The 14,607-nt window shown below is 74.3% G+C and carries 12 protein-coding genes; 9 read left to right on the top strand and 3 right to left on the bottom strand.

Annotated elements, in window-relative coordinates:
* The first annotated feature begins 80 nt into the window (after nucleotides 1–80).
* From FHU30_RS31685 to FHU30_RS31720, 7 genes are all read left to right on the top strand, one after another.
* Complete coding sequence (locus FHU30_RS31685) at nucleotides 81–1,592, top strand: sialidase family protein (protein ID WP_253880726.1); 1,512 nt, start codon at nucleotides 81–83, stop codon at nucleotides 1,590–1,592.
* Nucleotides 1,593–1,937: 345 nt separating this feature from the next.
* A complete protein-coding gene (gene pqqC / locus FHU30_RS31695) occupies nucleotides 1,938–2,675 on the top strand; it encodes a pyrroloquinoline-quinone synthase PqqC (protein WP_253880728.1) in 738 nt (245 codons plus the stop codon).
* Nucleotides 2,672–2,938: a pyrroloquinoline quinone biosynthesis peptide chaperone PqqD gene (gene pqqD, locus FHU30_RS31700; protein ID WP_253880730.1), complete on the top strand. Its 267-nt coding sequence runs from the start codon at nucleotides 2,672–2,674 to the stop codon at nucleotides 2,936–2,938. The genes pqqC and pqqD overlap by 4 nt, the downstream gene beginning before the upstream one ends.
* Nucleotides 2,935–4,047, top strand: a complete 1,113-nt coding sequence (pqqE, locus tag FHU30_RS31705; protein WP_253880732.1) for a pyrroloquinoline quinone biosynthesis protein PqqE — start codon at nucleotides 2,935–2,937, stop codon at nucleotides 4,045–4,047. The genes pqqD and pqqE overlap by 4 nt, the downstream gene beginning before the upstream one ends.
* 47 nt (nucleotides 4,048–4,094) lie before the next feature.
* Nucleotides 4,095–4,544: an anthrone oxygenase family protein gene (locus tag FHU30_RS31710; protein WP_253880733.1), complete on the top strand. Its 450-nt coding sequence runs from the start codon at nucleotides 4,095–4,097 to the stop codon at nucleotides 4,542–4,544.
* A 41-nt stretch (nucleotides 4,545–4,585) separates the two neighbouring features.
* On the top strand, nucleotides 4,586–5,800 hold the full coding sequence (locus tag FHU30_RS31715) for a cytochrome P450 (RefSeq protein WP_253880735.1): 1,215 nt from the start codon (nucleotides 4,586–4,588) through the stop codon (nucleotides 5,798–5,800).
* Nucleotides 5,801–5,831: 31 nt separating this feature from the next.
* Nucleotides 5,832–6,206, top strand: coding sequence for a SchA/CurD-like domain-containing protein (locus tag FHU30_RS31720; protein ID WP_253880740.1), 375 nt, complete (start codon nucleotides 5,832–5,834; stop codon nucleotides 6,204–6,206).
* An 84-nt stretch (nucleotides 6,207–6,290) separates the two neighbouring features.
* Here the strand turns inward: FHU30_RS31720 and FHU30_RS31725 are convergent, their stop codons facing one another.
* A complete protein-coding gene (locus FHU30_RS31725) occupies nucleotides 6,291–8,630 on the bottom strand; it encodes an AfsR/SARP family transcriptional regulator (protein WP_253880742.1) in 2,340 nt (779 codons plus the stop codon).
* A gap of 702 nt (nucleotides 8,631–9,332) precedes the next feature.
* On the opposite strand from FHU30_RS31725, the gene FHU30_RS31730 reads away from it, so the two are divergent.
* Nucleotides 9,333–10,973 carry an FAD-dependent monooxygenase gene (locus FHU30_RS31730; RefSeq protein ID WP_253880744.1) on the top strand — a complete coding sequence of 547 codons (1,641 nt, stop codon included), beginning with the start codon at nucleotides 9,333–9,335 and terminating at the stop codon, nucleotides 10,971–10,973.
* Here the strand turns inward: FHU30_RS31730 and FHU30_RS31735 are convergent.
* Together FHU30_RS31735 and FHU30_RS31740 are read right to left on the bottom strand one after the other, a co-directional pair.
* Entirely contained in the window at nucleotides 10,939–11,364 is a 426-nt protein-coding gene (locus FHU30_RS31735; RefSeq protein ID WP_253880746.1) for an antibiotic biosynthesis monooxygenase family protein, read from the bottom strand. The genes FHU30_RS31730 and FHU30_RS31735 overlap by 35 nt on opposite strands.
* Nucleotides 11,361–13,007 (bottom strand): FAD-dependent monooxygenase, encoded by a 1,647-nt coding sequence (locus FHU30_RS31740; protein ID WP_253880748.1) that lies wholly within the window; start codon nucleotides 13,005–13,007, stop codon nucleotides 11,361–11,363. The genes FHU30_RS31735 and FHU30_RS31740 overlap by 4 nt, the downstream gene beginning before the upstream one ends.
* Before the next feature lie 306 nt (nucleotides 13,008–13,313).
* On the opposite strand from FHU30_RS31740, the gene FHU30_RS47330 reads away from it, so the two are divergent.
* Nucleotides 13,314–14,561: a cytochrome P450 gene (locus FHU30_RS47330; protein ID WP_253880756.1), complete on the top strand. Its 1,248-nt coding sequence runs from the start codon at nucleotides 13,314–13,316 to the stop codon at nucleotides 14,559–14,561.
* Nucleotides 14,562–14,607 lie beyond the last annotated feature (46 nt).

Here is a 14,607-nt window from a genome sequence, read left to right on the forward strand (position 1 = left end):
CTCACGTTCACCATCGGCGCTCCAGAGCCGTTCCAGCGGCCCGGACCATCGTTACGGCCATCCCCGAGTCAGGAGGAACGATGCGAACCGCCGCCCGTCCACTGCTCGCCCTGGGAACCGCGCTGAGCACGGCCCTCGCCACGGCCGCCGCGAGCTCACCGGCCGGGGCCGCCGAGCCCCGCGCCGGCGGGCCGGGCGCCGTCCCACGGCCCGTCGCGGTGTCCGGGCCGAGCCCCTTCGCCGCCTGCACCCTCGACCCCGGCACCGACCAGATCGCGCTGAACGCCGAGGTCGAGCCCGAGCTGTCGGTCGACCCCCGCGACGACCGGCACATGGTCGCCGTGTGGCAGCAGGACCGGCGCAGCTCCAGCAACTCCCGCGGCGTCGTCGCCGCCGTGACCCGCGACGGCGGCCGGACGTGGCGGCGCGACGTCGTCGGCGGGCTGTCGCTGTGCTCGGGCGGCGGGCAGGACAAGGCGGGCGGGCCCTGGGTGAGCTTCGCGCCCAACGGCGACGTCTACGTCAGCGCCACGACCCGCACCTACGCGAGCGACGAGTCCGCCGTCGAGGTCGCCCGGTCCACCGATGGCGGCCGCAGCTGGGGCAAACCGGTCAAGGTCGCCGCCGACACCGCGGGCGTGTACTGGCACGACAAGCCGTCCATCACCGCCGACCCGGGCGACCCGCGCCGCGTGTACGCGATCTGGAACCGGCGGACCGTCCACCAGGACCAGCACGACGTGATGCTCGCCCGCAGCCTGGACGGCGGCCGGAGCTGGCTGCCCGCCAAGGCGGTCTACCGGTCCGAGCGGCCCGACCAGGGCACGCTCGGCAACCAGATCGTGGTGCTGCCGAACGGCTCGCTGGTGAACGTGTTCCTGGAGAACGAGTTCCCGATCGGCGGGCCGCCCTGGCCGCCCGCCGACCTGCCCGAGCAGGTCCGCGCGATCCGGTCCGGCGACCACGGCGCGACCTGGTCCAGGGCCGCGGTGATCAGCGAGCACCGGCTGAACAAGCCGGTCCTGCCGGACGCGGGGACGCCGGTCGACGCGTCCGGGATCATCCCCGACGTCGCCGTGGACCGGCGCACCGGCGCTCTGTACGCGGTGTGGGCGCAGACCGGCATCTCCACCAGCGACAGCGCGGTCGCCCTGTCCGCCTCCGCCGACGGCGGACGCACCTGGAGCACGCCGCGCCGGATCGACCACGCGCCGGAGAGCGCGAAGGGCGGCAACGGCCAGGCGTTCCTCCCGCAGGTGGACGTCGCGGACAACGGCACCGTCGCGGTCACCTACTACGACTTCCGCGCCAACACCCCGGCGGCGGGCACGCCCACGACCTTCTCGATGGCCACCTGCCGCGGCGCGTCCTGCGCGTCCGACCCGGCGCGGTGGCGCGAGCGGCGGATCGCCGGGCCGTTCGACATCGAGAACGCCGTGAAATGGAACGGCCCGTTCATCGGCGGCTACTACGGCCTCACCCACACCCGGAACTCGTTCGTGACGGCGTTCGTGATGGCGAACTCCGACGCGGACGACAAGCAGGACATCTATTTCGCCCGCACTCCCGCGAGCCCCGGAGTGCGCCACTAGACCTCCCTTCGGAGGCGCCGGATGGGGTGCATTCCGGCGGCACCGGAGGAGGAGGACGGCAATCGGTTCCCGACGAAAGGAGCGTCACCTTCATGTCCGTTTGGACCACGCCCGACTACGAGGTCATCGAGACGTCCCTCGAACTGACCGCGTACTTCCTGTCCACTCGCTGAAAGAACGGCGCAAGGGAATCCCCGCGCCGCCGCGTGATCTGGGAAGCGCGGCGGCACGGGAGCCCTCGGCGGAACCGCGCGTGCGGAACTCTCCGCGGCACGCGCGGTTCCGGCCCGCCGGCCGCCACCGGCCCGCCCGACTGTCCGTCCGTGCGAGGGAATGGTCATCACTGTGAACGCCACCGGCACGACCTCACCGCCCCGGCCGTGGACGGCCGCGGAGCTCACCGACCGGATGCGCGCCGTGGCCGAGCGGCGCTACCACGACCTGCACCCGTTCAACCGGCGCATGCACGCGGGCGGGCTGACCCGCGCGGAGCTGCGCCGCTGGATCCTCAACCGGTTCCACTACCAGCGGCACATCCCGGTGAAGGACGCGCTGATCCTCGCCGCGCTCGGCACGCCCGAGCTGCGCCGGAGCTGGATCCGGCGGGTCCGCGACCACGACGGCGACCGGCCCGGCGAGGGCGGCATCGAGCGCTGGCTGCGGCTCGGCGAGGCCGCCGGGCTGGACCGCGACCGGCTCCTCTCTGGGGCGGACGTGCTGCCCGGCGTGCGGCTCGCCGTCGAGGGCTACGTCAACTTCGTCCGGCTGCGGACCCCGCTGGAGGCCGTCGCGTCGTCGCTGACCGAGATGTTCGCGCCCGGCCTGATGCGCACCCGGATCGACGCGTTCGAGAAGCACTACGGCTGGATCGACCGCGCCGGGCTGGAGTACTTCCGGTCGCGCGTCCCGCAGGGCACGCGGGACGGCGCGGAGGCGCTCGAACTGGTCACGGCCTGGGCGACGACCCGCGCCGACCAGGAGGCGGCCGTGGCCGCGCTGGAGTTCAAGTGCGACGTCCTGTGGTCGCTGCTCGACGCGGTCGACCAGGCGTCCGAGCCCAACGGCCACGGGGACGGGCGGTGAGCGGCGCGGCGGAGTGGCGGCCGGCGCTGGCCGCGTCCGTGGTGCTGCGGCACGACGCCGTCCGGGACGTGGACCTGCTCGTCCTGCCCGAGCGCGCGGTCGTGCTGACGCCGAGCGCGGCGGCCGTCCTGCGGCTCTGCGACGGCGAGACCGGCGCGGCGGCGATCGTCGACCGGCTGAGCCGCGACTTCCCGGACGCGCCCGTCGCCACGGACGTTCCGGTTTTCCTCGACCGCGTGCGCCAGGAGGGCTGGCTGCGATGACCGCGCCCGAGGTCGCGCCGCCGTGGGCGCTGCTGGCCGAGCTGACCCACCGCTGCCCGCTGCACTGCGCGTACTGCTCCAACCCCGTCGAGCTGGTGAAACGGGACGCCGAGCTGAGCACCGAGGATTGGGCGCGGGTCATGCGCGAGGCGGCCGCGCTCGGCGTCGTCTCGACGCACCTGTCCGGCGGGGAGCCGCTGCGCCGCGCCGACCTGGAGCAGATCGTCGCCGCGACGGCGGGCGCTGGCATCCACTCGCAGATGGTGACCAGCGGCGTCGGGCTGGACGAGCGGCGGCTCGGCCGGCTGGTCGACGCGGGGCTCAACTGCGTCCAGCTTTCCGTCCAGCACGCCGACCTGCGGGCGAACGACGAGATCGCCGGGGCGCGGGTGTTCGCGGCCAAGGAACGCGCCGCCGCGCTCGTCCGGAAGACGGGGATCGTGCTCGGCCTGAACGTCGTCCTGCACCGGCAGAACCTGGACGCGATCGACGACATCATCGCGCTGGGCATCGCGTGGGGCTGCTCGCGGATCGAGCTGGCCAACGCCCAGTACCAGGGCTGGGCGCTGCTCAACCGCGCGGCGCTGCTGCCCTCCCGGGAGCAGCTCGCGCGCGCCGAGGATGCCGTCGGACGCTGGAGGGAGCGGCTCGCCGGGAGCGTCGAGCTGATCTGGGTGCTGCCGGACTACTTCACCGGCGTCCCGAAGCCGTGCATGGGCGGCTGGGGCGCGCTGTCGCTGACCGTCGCGCCGGACGGGACCGTCCTGCCGTGCCCGGGCGCGTACGTCATCACCGAGCTGGACTTCCCGAACGTCCGGAACGCTTCGCTCGCCGAGATCTGGCGCCGTTCGCCCGCCTTCGCCGCCTACCGCGGCGACGCGTGGATGCCCGACCCGTGCCGGTCCTGCCCGCGCCGCGCGGAGGACTTCGGCGGCTGCCGCTGTCAGGCCCGCGCGCTCACCGGCGACGCCGCCCGCACCGACCCGGCCTGCACGCTGTCGCCCGACCACCACCTGATCGAGGCCCGGACGGCGCCCTCCAGCGGCGGTCCAGGGCGCGAGCCAGCGGCCAGCCCGGCTCCAGTGGTGCCGCGCATCCTGCGTTCGTAACCCGCCCCGGGACGTCCGGGGCCGAGGACGATCCGTGGAGGCCCCGGATGACCGGCATGTTGGGCACGGTGGAACTGGTCGGCAGCGGACTGGTCGCGGGCGTGCTGTTCGCGGTGGCGCTCAGCATGGTGCCCGCCCTGATGGCGATGCCGCCCGACCGCTACATCTACGCGCACAAGCTGCTCGGACGGAACTGGGACCCGACGATGCCGGCCATCGTGCTCAGCTCCGTCCTGCTCGACGTCGTCCTGGTGTTCGTCGCGGACGGCGCCGGACGCTGGCTGTTCCTCGCGTCCGCCGCGCTGCTCTTCGGCGTCTCGGTGGTGTCGCACCTGTGCAACGTCCCCATCAACAAGCAGATGCGCGAGCTGACCCCCGGCGCGCTGCCCGCCGACTGGCAGGACCCGCGCCCGACCTGGCGGTCCTGGCACCTGCTGCGCACGGGCCTCGCCATCGCCGCGCTGGCCGTGAACGCCGCCGCCGTCGCGCTCGCCTGACCCGCTCCGCGCCTGACCAGCCCGAGAAAGGAGACGGATCGATGACCGAGACCCCGACGTCCGATCCGGAGATCGACTTCAACCCGTTCGACCCGGCCTACCGCGCCGACCCGTACCCGTACTACCGGCGGCTGCGCGAGAACGCGCCCGTGTTCCGCACGCCGCTCGGCCACTGGCTGCTGAGCCGGCACGCCGACTGCGCGGCCGTGCTGCGCGACCCGCGCTTCGGGCACGGCTCGCCGCAGCTGCTCGACGGCAACACCTTCCGCCGCCCGGTGAACGGCCGCGCCCGGCCGTTCATCCTGCTGGACCCGCCCGAGCACACCCGGCTGCGGTCGCTGGTGAACAAGGCGTTCACGCCGCGCACCGTGGCGCGCCTGGCCGGGCGCGTCCGGGAGCTGTGCGACGGCATGCTGGACGACCTCGTCGGCGCGGGCGAGGTCGACTTCATCGACCGGTTCGCCTACCGGCTGCCGGTGACGGTGATCAGCGAGATGCTGGGCGTCCCCGAGGCCGACCGGGACGCGGTCCGGGACCTGTCCAGCCTGGTCGCGCGGGGCGTGGACCCCGACTTCCAGCACTCCCCCGAGGCGATCGCCGAGCGGGACGCCGCGTTCGCGCGGTTCGACGAGTACTTCGGCGGGCTGCTCGCCGAGCGCCGCCGCGCGCCCGGCGACGACCTGCTGAGCGCGCTGGCGGCCGTCCAGGAGCAGGGCGAGCGGCTCACCGAGCCGGAGCTGCTGACCACCTGCATCCTGCTCTACGTCGCCGGGCACGAGACCACGATGGACCTGCTCGGCAACGGCCTGCTCGCGCTGCTGCGCAACCCCGGCGAGCTGCGCCGGCTCGCCGCCGACCCCGGCATCTCCGGCACCGCCGTTGAAGAGCTGCTGCGCTTCGACCCGCCCACGCAGATGTCCCGCCGGACGGCCCTGGAGGACGCCGAGGTCGGCGGCCAGGCGGTCGCCAAGGGCGAGCAGGTCGTCATCCTGCGCGGCGCGGCCAACCGCGACCCGGACGCCTTCCCCGAGCCCGACCGGCTCGACCTCACCCGCGGCAGCACCAAGCACCTGGCCTTCGACGGCGGCATCCACTTCTGCCTCGGCGCCCCCCTCGCCCGGCTGGAGGGCTCGATCGCGTTCGCCGCGCTGGCCCGGCGCGCGCCGAACTCCGAACTGGCCACGGGCGACCTCCGCTACCGCGACAACCTCATCATCCGCGGCCTGGCCGAACTCCCCGTCCGGCTCAACCCCTGACCGTCAAGCCCTGACTCCTGAAGGAGCGCACATGCCGTTCGCGGCCATCACCTACGACATCAAACCCGGACACGAGGACGACATCGCCGCGGTCTTCTCCGACTTCAAGCGGGTGAAGAACCCGGCCGTGAAGGACGCCGAGGGGCGCGAGGTCGGCCGCGTCGTCGGCACCGCCCTGTTCATCTCGGACGACACGATGGTGCGGTTCATCGAGTACGAGGGGCCGCTGGAGGACGTCGCGCGCTTCATGGCGGCCCAGCCGGGCGTCCAGGAGGTCGAGCGGCGGCTCAAGCCGTACCTGGCGAGCCCCCGCGACACCGCGACCGCGGACGGTTTCGTCGCGACGTTCCAGAAGAGCACCATGCGCTGCATCTCCCAGCTCTTCCCACCGCGCACCGCGTCCTGACCAGCCTCCCCGTAGACCGAGCAGAACGGGCCGTCCTCCCTCCGGGAGGACGGCCCGTCCTGTGTGCGGGACGGTTCGGCGGGCCTAGCCAGCAACTTCCTCGGCGTCGGTGGGCAGGCCCTCGGGAGCCGGGCAGCCCGGCTGCCCCGCCGAGTACGGCAGGTCGGAGAACGCCGGCTCCGCGAACAGGCCGCCGGGCAGCGGCCCGAGCTGCACCCGCGGCGCGTACTGGTGGCGGGGCGCCGGGGCGTCCTCGATGATCTGCTCAAGCCGCTCCCTGGCGTAGACCCGGCACAGCTCCGGCAGGGCGTAGTGCAGCGGCTCGCCCTGCCCGCGCCGCTCGGCGCGCAGCAGGTGGTGCTCCACCAGCCGGCCGAGCACCGCCTCCGCCGACGCCCGGTCGCAGCCCAGCAGGCTCGCCGCGCGCGCCGCGGTGAAGGGCACCGCGGGCAGCAGCGCCAGCAGGTGGAACACCGACCGCTCCCGCTCGCCCGCGCGCTCGTAGCTGGCCGCGAAGGCCGCGCGCGGGTCCAGGTCGCCGATCCGGAGCGCGTTGAACCGGTCGCGCGGGCCCTCCAGCTCGTCCGCGAAACGTTCCAACGGGGAGGCGGACGCGGCCACCAGCCGCATCCCCGCCGCCCGCAGCGCGAGCGGCAGCGCGCCGCACATCTCCACGATGCGCTGCGCGGCGGCGCTCTCCACCTCGACCCGCCAGCGGCCGATGATCTCAGCGAGCAGGTCCAGCCCCTCGCGCCGGTCGAGCACGTCCAGCGCGACCGTGGTGGAGGCGGGCAGCCCGTACGAGCGGCCGGTGACGAGCACCGCGCAGCCCGGCGTGCCGGGCACCAGCCGGGTGATCTGCGCGGCCGACTCCGCGTCGTCCAGCACCATCAGCACCCGGCGGCCGGCCGCCCAGCTGCGGAACTGCTTGGCCCGCTCCTCGGTGGTCGGCGCGATCTCCGCGGCGGACAGCCCCGCCGCGCGCAGCGTCTGCCGCAGCACCTCGCCGGTGCCCTCGTCGTCGTCCCCCACCGAGCCGAGGCCGACGAAGAACTGGCCGTCGGGGAAGGCGTGCGCGACCCGGTGCGCCAGGTGCACCGCCAGCGCCGTCTTGCCGATCCCGGCCATCCCGACGATGGACGCGACCCGCACCGAGCAGGCCGTCTCGCCGTCGCCGAGCAGGTGGCCGGCGAGCCGCTCGATGACGTCCTCGCGGCCGGTGAAGTCGGCGATGTCCGGAGGGAGCTGGGCGGGCAGCAGCGCACCGGACGGTCCGGGCGTCCGCTCGCGCGCGGTGTCGGGCCGTCCGTCACCGTGCCGGGCGGCTTCGGCGGAAGCCGCCGCGGCGGGCCTCAGCGGCGCGGACGGCTCGTGGTGGGCTACCGGGGCCGACTGGCGTACCGGCGCGCCGTCCTGGTGGCCCGATGCCTGCTGGTGGGCGGAAGGCCGTCCGATCGCCGGTCCTTCGTCCGCGGAGCCGTCGGCGCCGCTCCAGGTCGCGACGCGGCCGCCGGTGCGGCCTCCGCCGCGAGGCGCGCCCTGCGCATCGTCATGGGTCGTGCTCTGGGAGACGTTGTGGCCTGGGTTCTGGGAGGCGGGGCGGGTCGTGTCGGGAGCGATGCTCTGGGACGCGTTGTGGGACATCGCCAGCACGACGGTCCGGCGGGCGGGGGGCTCGGGGGCGTAGTCGGACGACAGCAGCGACTGGTGCAGCCGGGAGAGCGACGCGGACGGTTCGAGGCCCAGCTCGGCCACGAGGGTGCTGCGCAGCCGCTGGTAGACGTCCAGGGCCTCGTAGCGGCGCCCGGCGCCCTGGAGGGCGAGCATCAGCTTGGCGTGGAACGCCTCGTGCAGCGGGTGCGTGGAGATCAGCGTCTTCAGCTCGCTGACCAGCTCCTGGTGGCGGCCCAGGCCGAGGTCGGCGTCGATGCGCAGCTCCAGCGCCCGCAGCCGGCGCTCCTCCAGCCGGGTCACCTCGGCCGACAGGATCGGCCCGGAGTCCACGTCGGCGAGGGCGGGCCCGCGCCACAGCGCCAGGCCCTCCCCGAGCGCGCCGGTCGCGCGCTCCAGGTCGCCCGCGTCGAAGGCCCCCTGGCCGTCGGCGAGCAGCCGCTCGAAGCGGCAGTGGTCGAGGTCGTCCGCCGGCACCGACAGGACGTACCCGTACACCTTGGTGCGCAGGCTCTCGCCGCTGCGGCCGCGCATCAGGACCTTGCGCAGTTTGTAGATGTAGGTCTGGAGGGTCGCGAGCGCACTCGGCGGGGGGTCTTCTCCCCACAGTTCGTCGATGAGGGTGCGGCTCTGCACGATGTGGCCGTGCTGGAGCAGCAGGAGTGCCAGCACCTCCCGGACCTTGGGCGCGGACGGCGTCATGTCCCCCGATTCGCCGGACACCTCCAGCGGCCCCAAGACCTGGAATTTCATATCAGTCACCATCCAATAGCGGAATTAACTGGGAGCCTTCAGCTTGGGACTTATTTTCCTGAGATCCCGCGAGATGACCCTGAGTTACTCTGCAACAACCGAACGTGCGTGACTCCTTCTTTTAATCGGCCGCCTCCCCAACGGCCATTCATGCACATTAGACAATAGAAAGATCCGTGACATGCTGACCACATGCGGCCAGCCGGAAAGCCTGCCCCGGAAGGCGCTCGTGTATAGGCTGGCTACACATGCTCCGAGAGGCCGCTGACCTCTTCGAGCCGCCTCGAAAGAGACCCGGATCACTAAGCGTGACACCGGCTCCGGCCGCGCCGGCGGGCCGCCCGCCCCGGTGCGGCGCGGCCGGTGCCGTACCGCCATATTTACTTGGATTCAAATTTCTCTGGCAGGCCGTCCGGCTAACTGTCATGCACGCTGCGTAACCGCCTATACGTTTGTTCATGAGAAAAACGTGAGAGCGGGATCCGCGCGTTCTGCCAGGCCGTGCCGCGGCCGGTTCCACGGAACGTACTACGGCTGTCACCGGGGAAAACAATTCCGTCCAGCGGGGCTCGACGGCGCGTCCAGCGGGCCGGGGAACGATGGCCCCGGGCCGCTCCGGCGCGGTCCGCCGCGCGGCCTCCGGGAGCCACCCCGGAACGGCCCCGGAACGAACCCGACATCCCCGCAGCGAGGTGGGACCTGGTGGACGAACACACCCCCGTGCTGATCGTCGGCGGCGGCCTCTGCGGGCTGTCCGCCGCGACCTTCCTGGCCTGGCACGGCGTGCCGGCGACCGTCGTGGAGCGGCGGTCCGGCACGCTGCTGCACCCGCGCGCCCGGGCGGTCAACCCGCGCGCCATGGAGACCCTGCGCGGCGTGGGCCTCGCGCCCGCCGTCCTGGCCGGCCGGTCCCGCGTCTACGACGAGCGGTCGCAGCGCATCAAGGCCGCCACCCTCGCCGGGCCGGAGCTGCGCCCCACGAGCATGGCCGCGCCGCGCTCGGCGGACGGCTCGATCGGCGTCTCGCCCTGCCCCTGGGCGCCGATCGACCAGGACCGGCTGGAGGTGCTGCTCCGGGCGCACGCCGCCGAGCTGGGCGCGGACGTCCGGTTCGGCACCGCGCTCCGCTCGGTCGAGCCCGCCGGGCCGGACTGGGACGGCGGCGTGCTCGCCAAGATCGAGGACGCCCGCGGGGTGCGCACCGTGCACGCCGGGCACGTCGTCGCCGCCGACGGCTACCGCAGCCCGCTGCGCCGCCGGCTCGGCATCGGCCACACCGGGCCCGGCGCGCTCGGCGGCTCGGCCAACTTCACCTTCACCGCCGACCTCGCCCCCGCGCTGCGCGGCCGCCACCTCGGCGTCGGGCACTTCGACCGGCCGCGTCCGGGCACCGTGCTGCTGCCGCACGACGGGTCGGACCGCTGGGTGCTCGGCATCCCGTTCGACCCGTCCGCCGGGGAGTCGCTCGCCGACTTCACGCCGGAGCGGTGCGCCGACATGGTCCGCGAGGCCGTCGGGATGCCGGACCTCGACGTCACGATCGTCCCGCAGCTTGAGGACGGAACGACCGTCCTCGCCTACGAGGTCGAGGCGAAGGTCGCCGACCGGTTCCGGCACGGTCCGTTCTCCTTCGTCGGCGACGCCGCCCACGTCGTCCCGCCGACCGGCGCGTTCGGCGCGAGCACCGGCATCCAGGACGCGCACAACCTCGCCTGGAAGCTCGCCGCCGTCCTGCGCGGGCACGCCGGACCCGGCCTGCTCGACAGCTACGAGGACGAGCGCCGCCGGGTCGCGCTGTTCACGATGGAGCAGGCGCTGCTGCAGAGCCGGGAGCGCACCGGCCGCTCGGTCCCGCTCGACCCCGCGTTGAAGCCCGTGGACACCGATCTGGTCGTGTTCGGCGTGACGTACCGGTCGAGCGCGGTCGTCCTGGAGGACGATCTTCCGGCCGAGGTGATGGCGCTGCCTCCGGCGCAGCTCGACGGGAAGCCCGGGACGCGCGCCCCGCACGTGTGGGTCCGGCAGTCGGGCGCGGAGGTGTCGGTGCTCGACCTGTTCCAGCGGCGTCCCGTCCTGCTGGCGGCCTCGTCCGGCGAGCCGTGGGCGCGCGCGGCGCGGGAAGCGGCGGACGAGGTCGGCACGGAGGTCGACACGTTCGTTGTCGGACGCGATGTGACCGAACCCGCCGGGCGTTTCGCCTCCGCGTACGGCCTTGGGCCGGAAGGGGCCGTCCTGGTCCGTCCGGACGGGTTCGTGGCCTGGCGCTCCCCCGGTGCCCCGCCCGAGCCGGCGGGACACCGGGACGTCCTCACGCGGACGCTGCGCCGGGTCCTGTCCCTCTGATCCCGAAACGTTGCCGCGTCACCGCCCCGGCCGGAAGGACTCCGGCCGGGGTTTCGGCCGGGGTTTCGGCCGGAGGCGTGAAGCTGCGGGCCTCGGCGACGGCGAACAGCTCGTGGTGCCCGCCGGGACGGTCGCGGTCCTGGTAGCGGCGCAGCGGCGAGGGGTGGCCGCGCCGCCGGTGCTCGCGCTCCCAGTGCTCGTAGGACGGCCGGTCGGCCCACTCCATCAGCAGCGTCAGCCGCCCGGCATCGGTCACCGACCGCAGCAGCCGGTCGGCGAGCAGCCCCGGCGTCCCGTCGAGCTGGGCGCGCGCCTCCCGGTAGGCGGCGAGCACCCCGCCGCGCTCGTCCTCGGGCTCGCGCAGGTGCACGAGCACGTGGACGCCGCTCACCGGACGGCCCCGGCCGCGACGGCTCCGGCCTCGGCCTGGTCTGCCTGGTCGCCCTGGACGGGTTCGGCGGGCGCCGGGCGGCCGAGCAGGCGCGCGACGACCTCGGTGAACGTCCGTCCGATGTCCTCGGGGACGTCGGTGCTGCGCCAGGCGACGAAGCCGTCCGGCCGGACCAGGACGGCGCCGCTCGACGTGACCCCGGCCGCCTCCGGCCATCCCGAGCCCGAGCCCATGACGTGCACGTCGAACGGGATGCCGAGGGCGCGGTCGCACTCGTCCGCGGCGTCCTGCCAGAGCCCGGCGGTGTCCGCTCCGGCGAACAGGACGAACCGGCGGCGGACGAGGTCGACGGTCGAGCCGTCCGGCAGCGGCACGTACGGCACGCGCGCCCCGGGCGAACCGGTCGGCCGGTTCTCCCACACGTTCCCGGCGTCGTCGCCGGGCTCGGCGGCGACGGCCGCCGACCGGTAGCGGTAGCCGAGGACCACGACCGGGTCCGGGACGATCCCGGACGGCCCGCCCTTCCCGGACTCCGCGCCCGGACGGTCCTGGGACCGCGCGACCGCCTGCCGCATCGTCTCCCTCGCGACGGGCAGCCGCTCCTCCTCGTAGGTGTCGAGGAGCGCGTCCGCCGCCCGGCCGCGCAGCACAGCGGCGAGCTTCCAGGCGAGGTTGTGGCCGTCCTGGATGCCGGTGTTGGACCCGAACGCGCCGGTCGGCGGCATGGTGTGCGCGGCGTCCCCGGTGAGGAAGACGCGGCCGTGCCGCCAGCGGTCGGCGACGCGTCCCGCGGACTCCCACGGCAGCGCCGACCGGATCCGGACGTCCAGGTCCGGCACGCCCGCTGCGGCGCGCACGAGGTCCGCGCAGCGCTCCTCGGTGAAGTCGGGCACCTCCTCCGGCTCGCACATCACGTGCAGCATCCACCGCTCGGCGTTGTCGACCGGCAGCAGCGCGCACCGGACGCCCGCACCGGCGATGTAGCACATGATGAACCGCCGGTCGCCGAGCGCGTCCCGCAGGTCGGCCTCGAACTGGATGTTCAGGAAATGCCCGAGCCGTCCGGGCCCGGACATCGGCACGCGCAACCGCGTCCGGGTTGGGCTGCCCGCGCCGTCGGCGGCGATCACGTACTGGGCCCGGACCGTCTGCTGACCGCTGTCGGTCCGCAGGACGGCGTCGACTCCCGTGGCGTCCTGGCGCAGTTCCACGCATTCGGCACCGAACGCCACGTCCGCGCCGAGTTCGCGGGCGCGGTCCAAAAGGATCGGCTCCAGCTCGTCTTGATGGCACATGCACCAGGGGGACGGGCCCAGATCGGTGTAGTTGAGCGCGCCGAACATGAAGTACGGCGCGCTCATCTCCTTGAGCTGGCGCCCGGCGAGCGTCTCCGCCACGACGATCCCGTCGTTGTCGGCGAGGTCCCGGGCCGAGCGGGTGCCGCGCACGCGCTCCTCCAGCCCGAGCCCGCGCAGCAGCTCCATCGTCCGCGGCGAGACGCCCCGGGCGCGCGGATGGCCCGAGCCGGACGGGCGCCGCTCGGCCACCAGCGCCTCGATCCCGTGCCAGCCGAGGAACGCCGCCGTGGCCAGGCCGACCGGCCCTGCCCCCACGACCAGCACCGGTGTCGTTTCCGGAAGCATGTTCGTCCTTCCCGCCGGGACCGCCGCGGCCGGCGTCCGCCCGGCATGTGTTCCGCTCGGTGAGCGTGTCGAGTTCGGTTTGCGTGAGTCGTTCTGTGTCGTCTCGTTGCGGGTCGAGTTCGGTGTGCCGCGATGATGGCCGCCTCCCGTCGACGTCCGCTCGACGCCTCCCCGCGCGCGCCCCCGCGCGTGCGAGCAGCGCACCAGCACGCGACCAGCCTCCGAGGACGCCCGGGCGCGACCATGCGGGCACCGGACCACCGACACCGGTCCCTAGACAGCGCACCAGTGACCATGGAGGCACCCGTGTCGCACACCGCACCCGGACCGACGGCGCACGGCGCCCCGCAGGATCCGCCTGACGCGCTCACCGCGTCCGAGCCGGCGCTGGGGTTCCCGCCGGCGACGCCGGAACCGCTCTCACCGGCACCCGACTACGCGCGGCTCCGGGACGAGTGCCCGGTCGCGGCGGTGCGGTTGCCGTCCGGGGACCGGGCCTGGCTGGTCACGCGCTACCTGGACAACCGGGCGCTGCTCGCCGACCCGAGGCTGAGCCGCCGCGCGGCCGCCGAGCCGGGCGCGCCGCGGCTGCGCGCCGCGCCGCTGGAGCGGCGGTCGCTGACCACGCTCGACCCGCCCGAGCACACCCGGCTGCGGGACCTGGTCCTGCGCGCCTTCACCAGCGGACGCGTCGAAAGGCTGCGCCCCCGGCTCGCCGCGACCGCCGACGCGCTGCTGGCGGCGATGGTCGAGGCCGGGACGTCCGGTGACCTGGTCGCGGGGTTCGCGCGTCCGCTGGCGATCTCGGTGATCGGCGACCTGCTCGGCGTCCCGGCCGACGACCGGCCGCGGTTCCGGGAGTGGACGGAGGACTACCTCGGCGCGTCCCGGACCGGGATCGAGGACGCCGACGCGCGGCTCAAGGGCTACTTCGGCGATCTGCTCGCGCGCCGCCGCCTCGCGCCCGGCGACGACCTGTTCAGCTCCCTGGCCGTCCGGGCGCCGGACGCGGCGGCGGACGACGCGGACCTCGTCGTGCTCGGCCTGACGCTGCTGGTCGCGGGGTACGAGACGGCCGCGAACCAGATCGCGGCCGGGACGGTCGTGCTGCTCTCCGAGCCCGCCCGCTACCGCGCCCTGCGCGACCGGCCCGAGCTGCTGGAGACGGCCGTCGAGGAGCTGCTGCGCTACACGCCGGTGTCGGTCAGCGGCGGGACGATCCGGGTCGCGACCGAGGACACCGAGATCGGCGGCACGGCGGTCCGGGCGGGCGAGGGCGTGCTGCCCGCGCTGGTCTCGGCGAACCGGGACGCGTCGGTGTTCGACCGTCCGGACGAGCTGGACCTCGAACGCTCCCCCAACCCGCACGTCGCGTTCGGCCACGGCGTGCACCGCTGCCTCGGCGCGCAGCTCGCCCGCGCCGAGCTGCGCGCGGCGTTCGCCGCGCTGACCCGGCGGATGCCGGACCTGCGCCTCACCGTGCCGGTCGAGGAGATCGACTGGCGCCGCGAGGGCATGATCCGCGGCCCGCGCGTCCTGCCCGTCGCCTGGTGAACGCCCTGGTCCGGGCCGGAACGCCGCGGCGTTCCGGCCCGGACCG

The sequence above is a fragment of the Actinomadura rupiterrae genome, from assembly GCF_024172125.1.
GTDB lineage: Bacteria > Actinomycetota > Actinomycetes > Streptosporangiales > Streptosporangiaceae > Spirillospora > Spirillospora rupiterrae.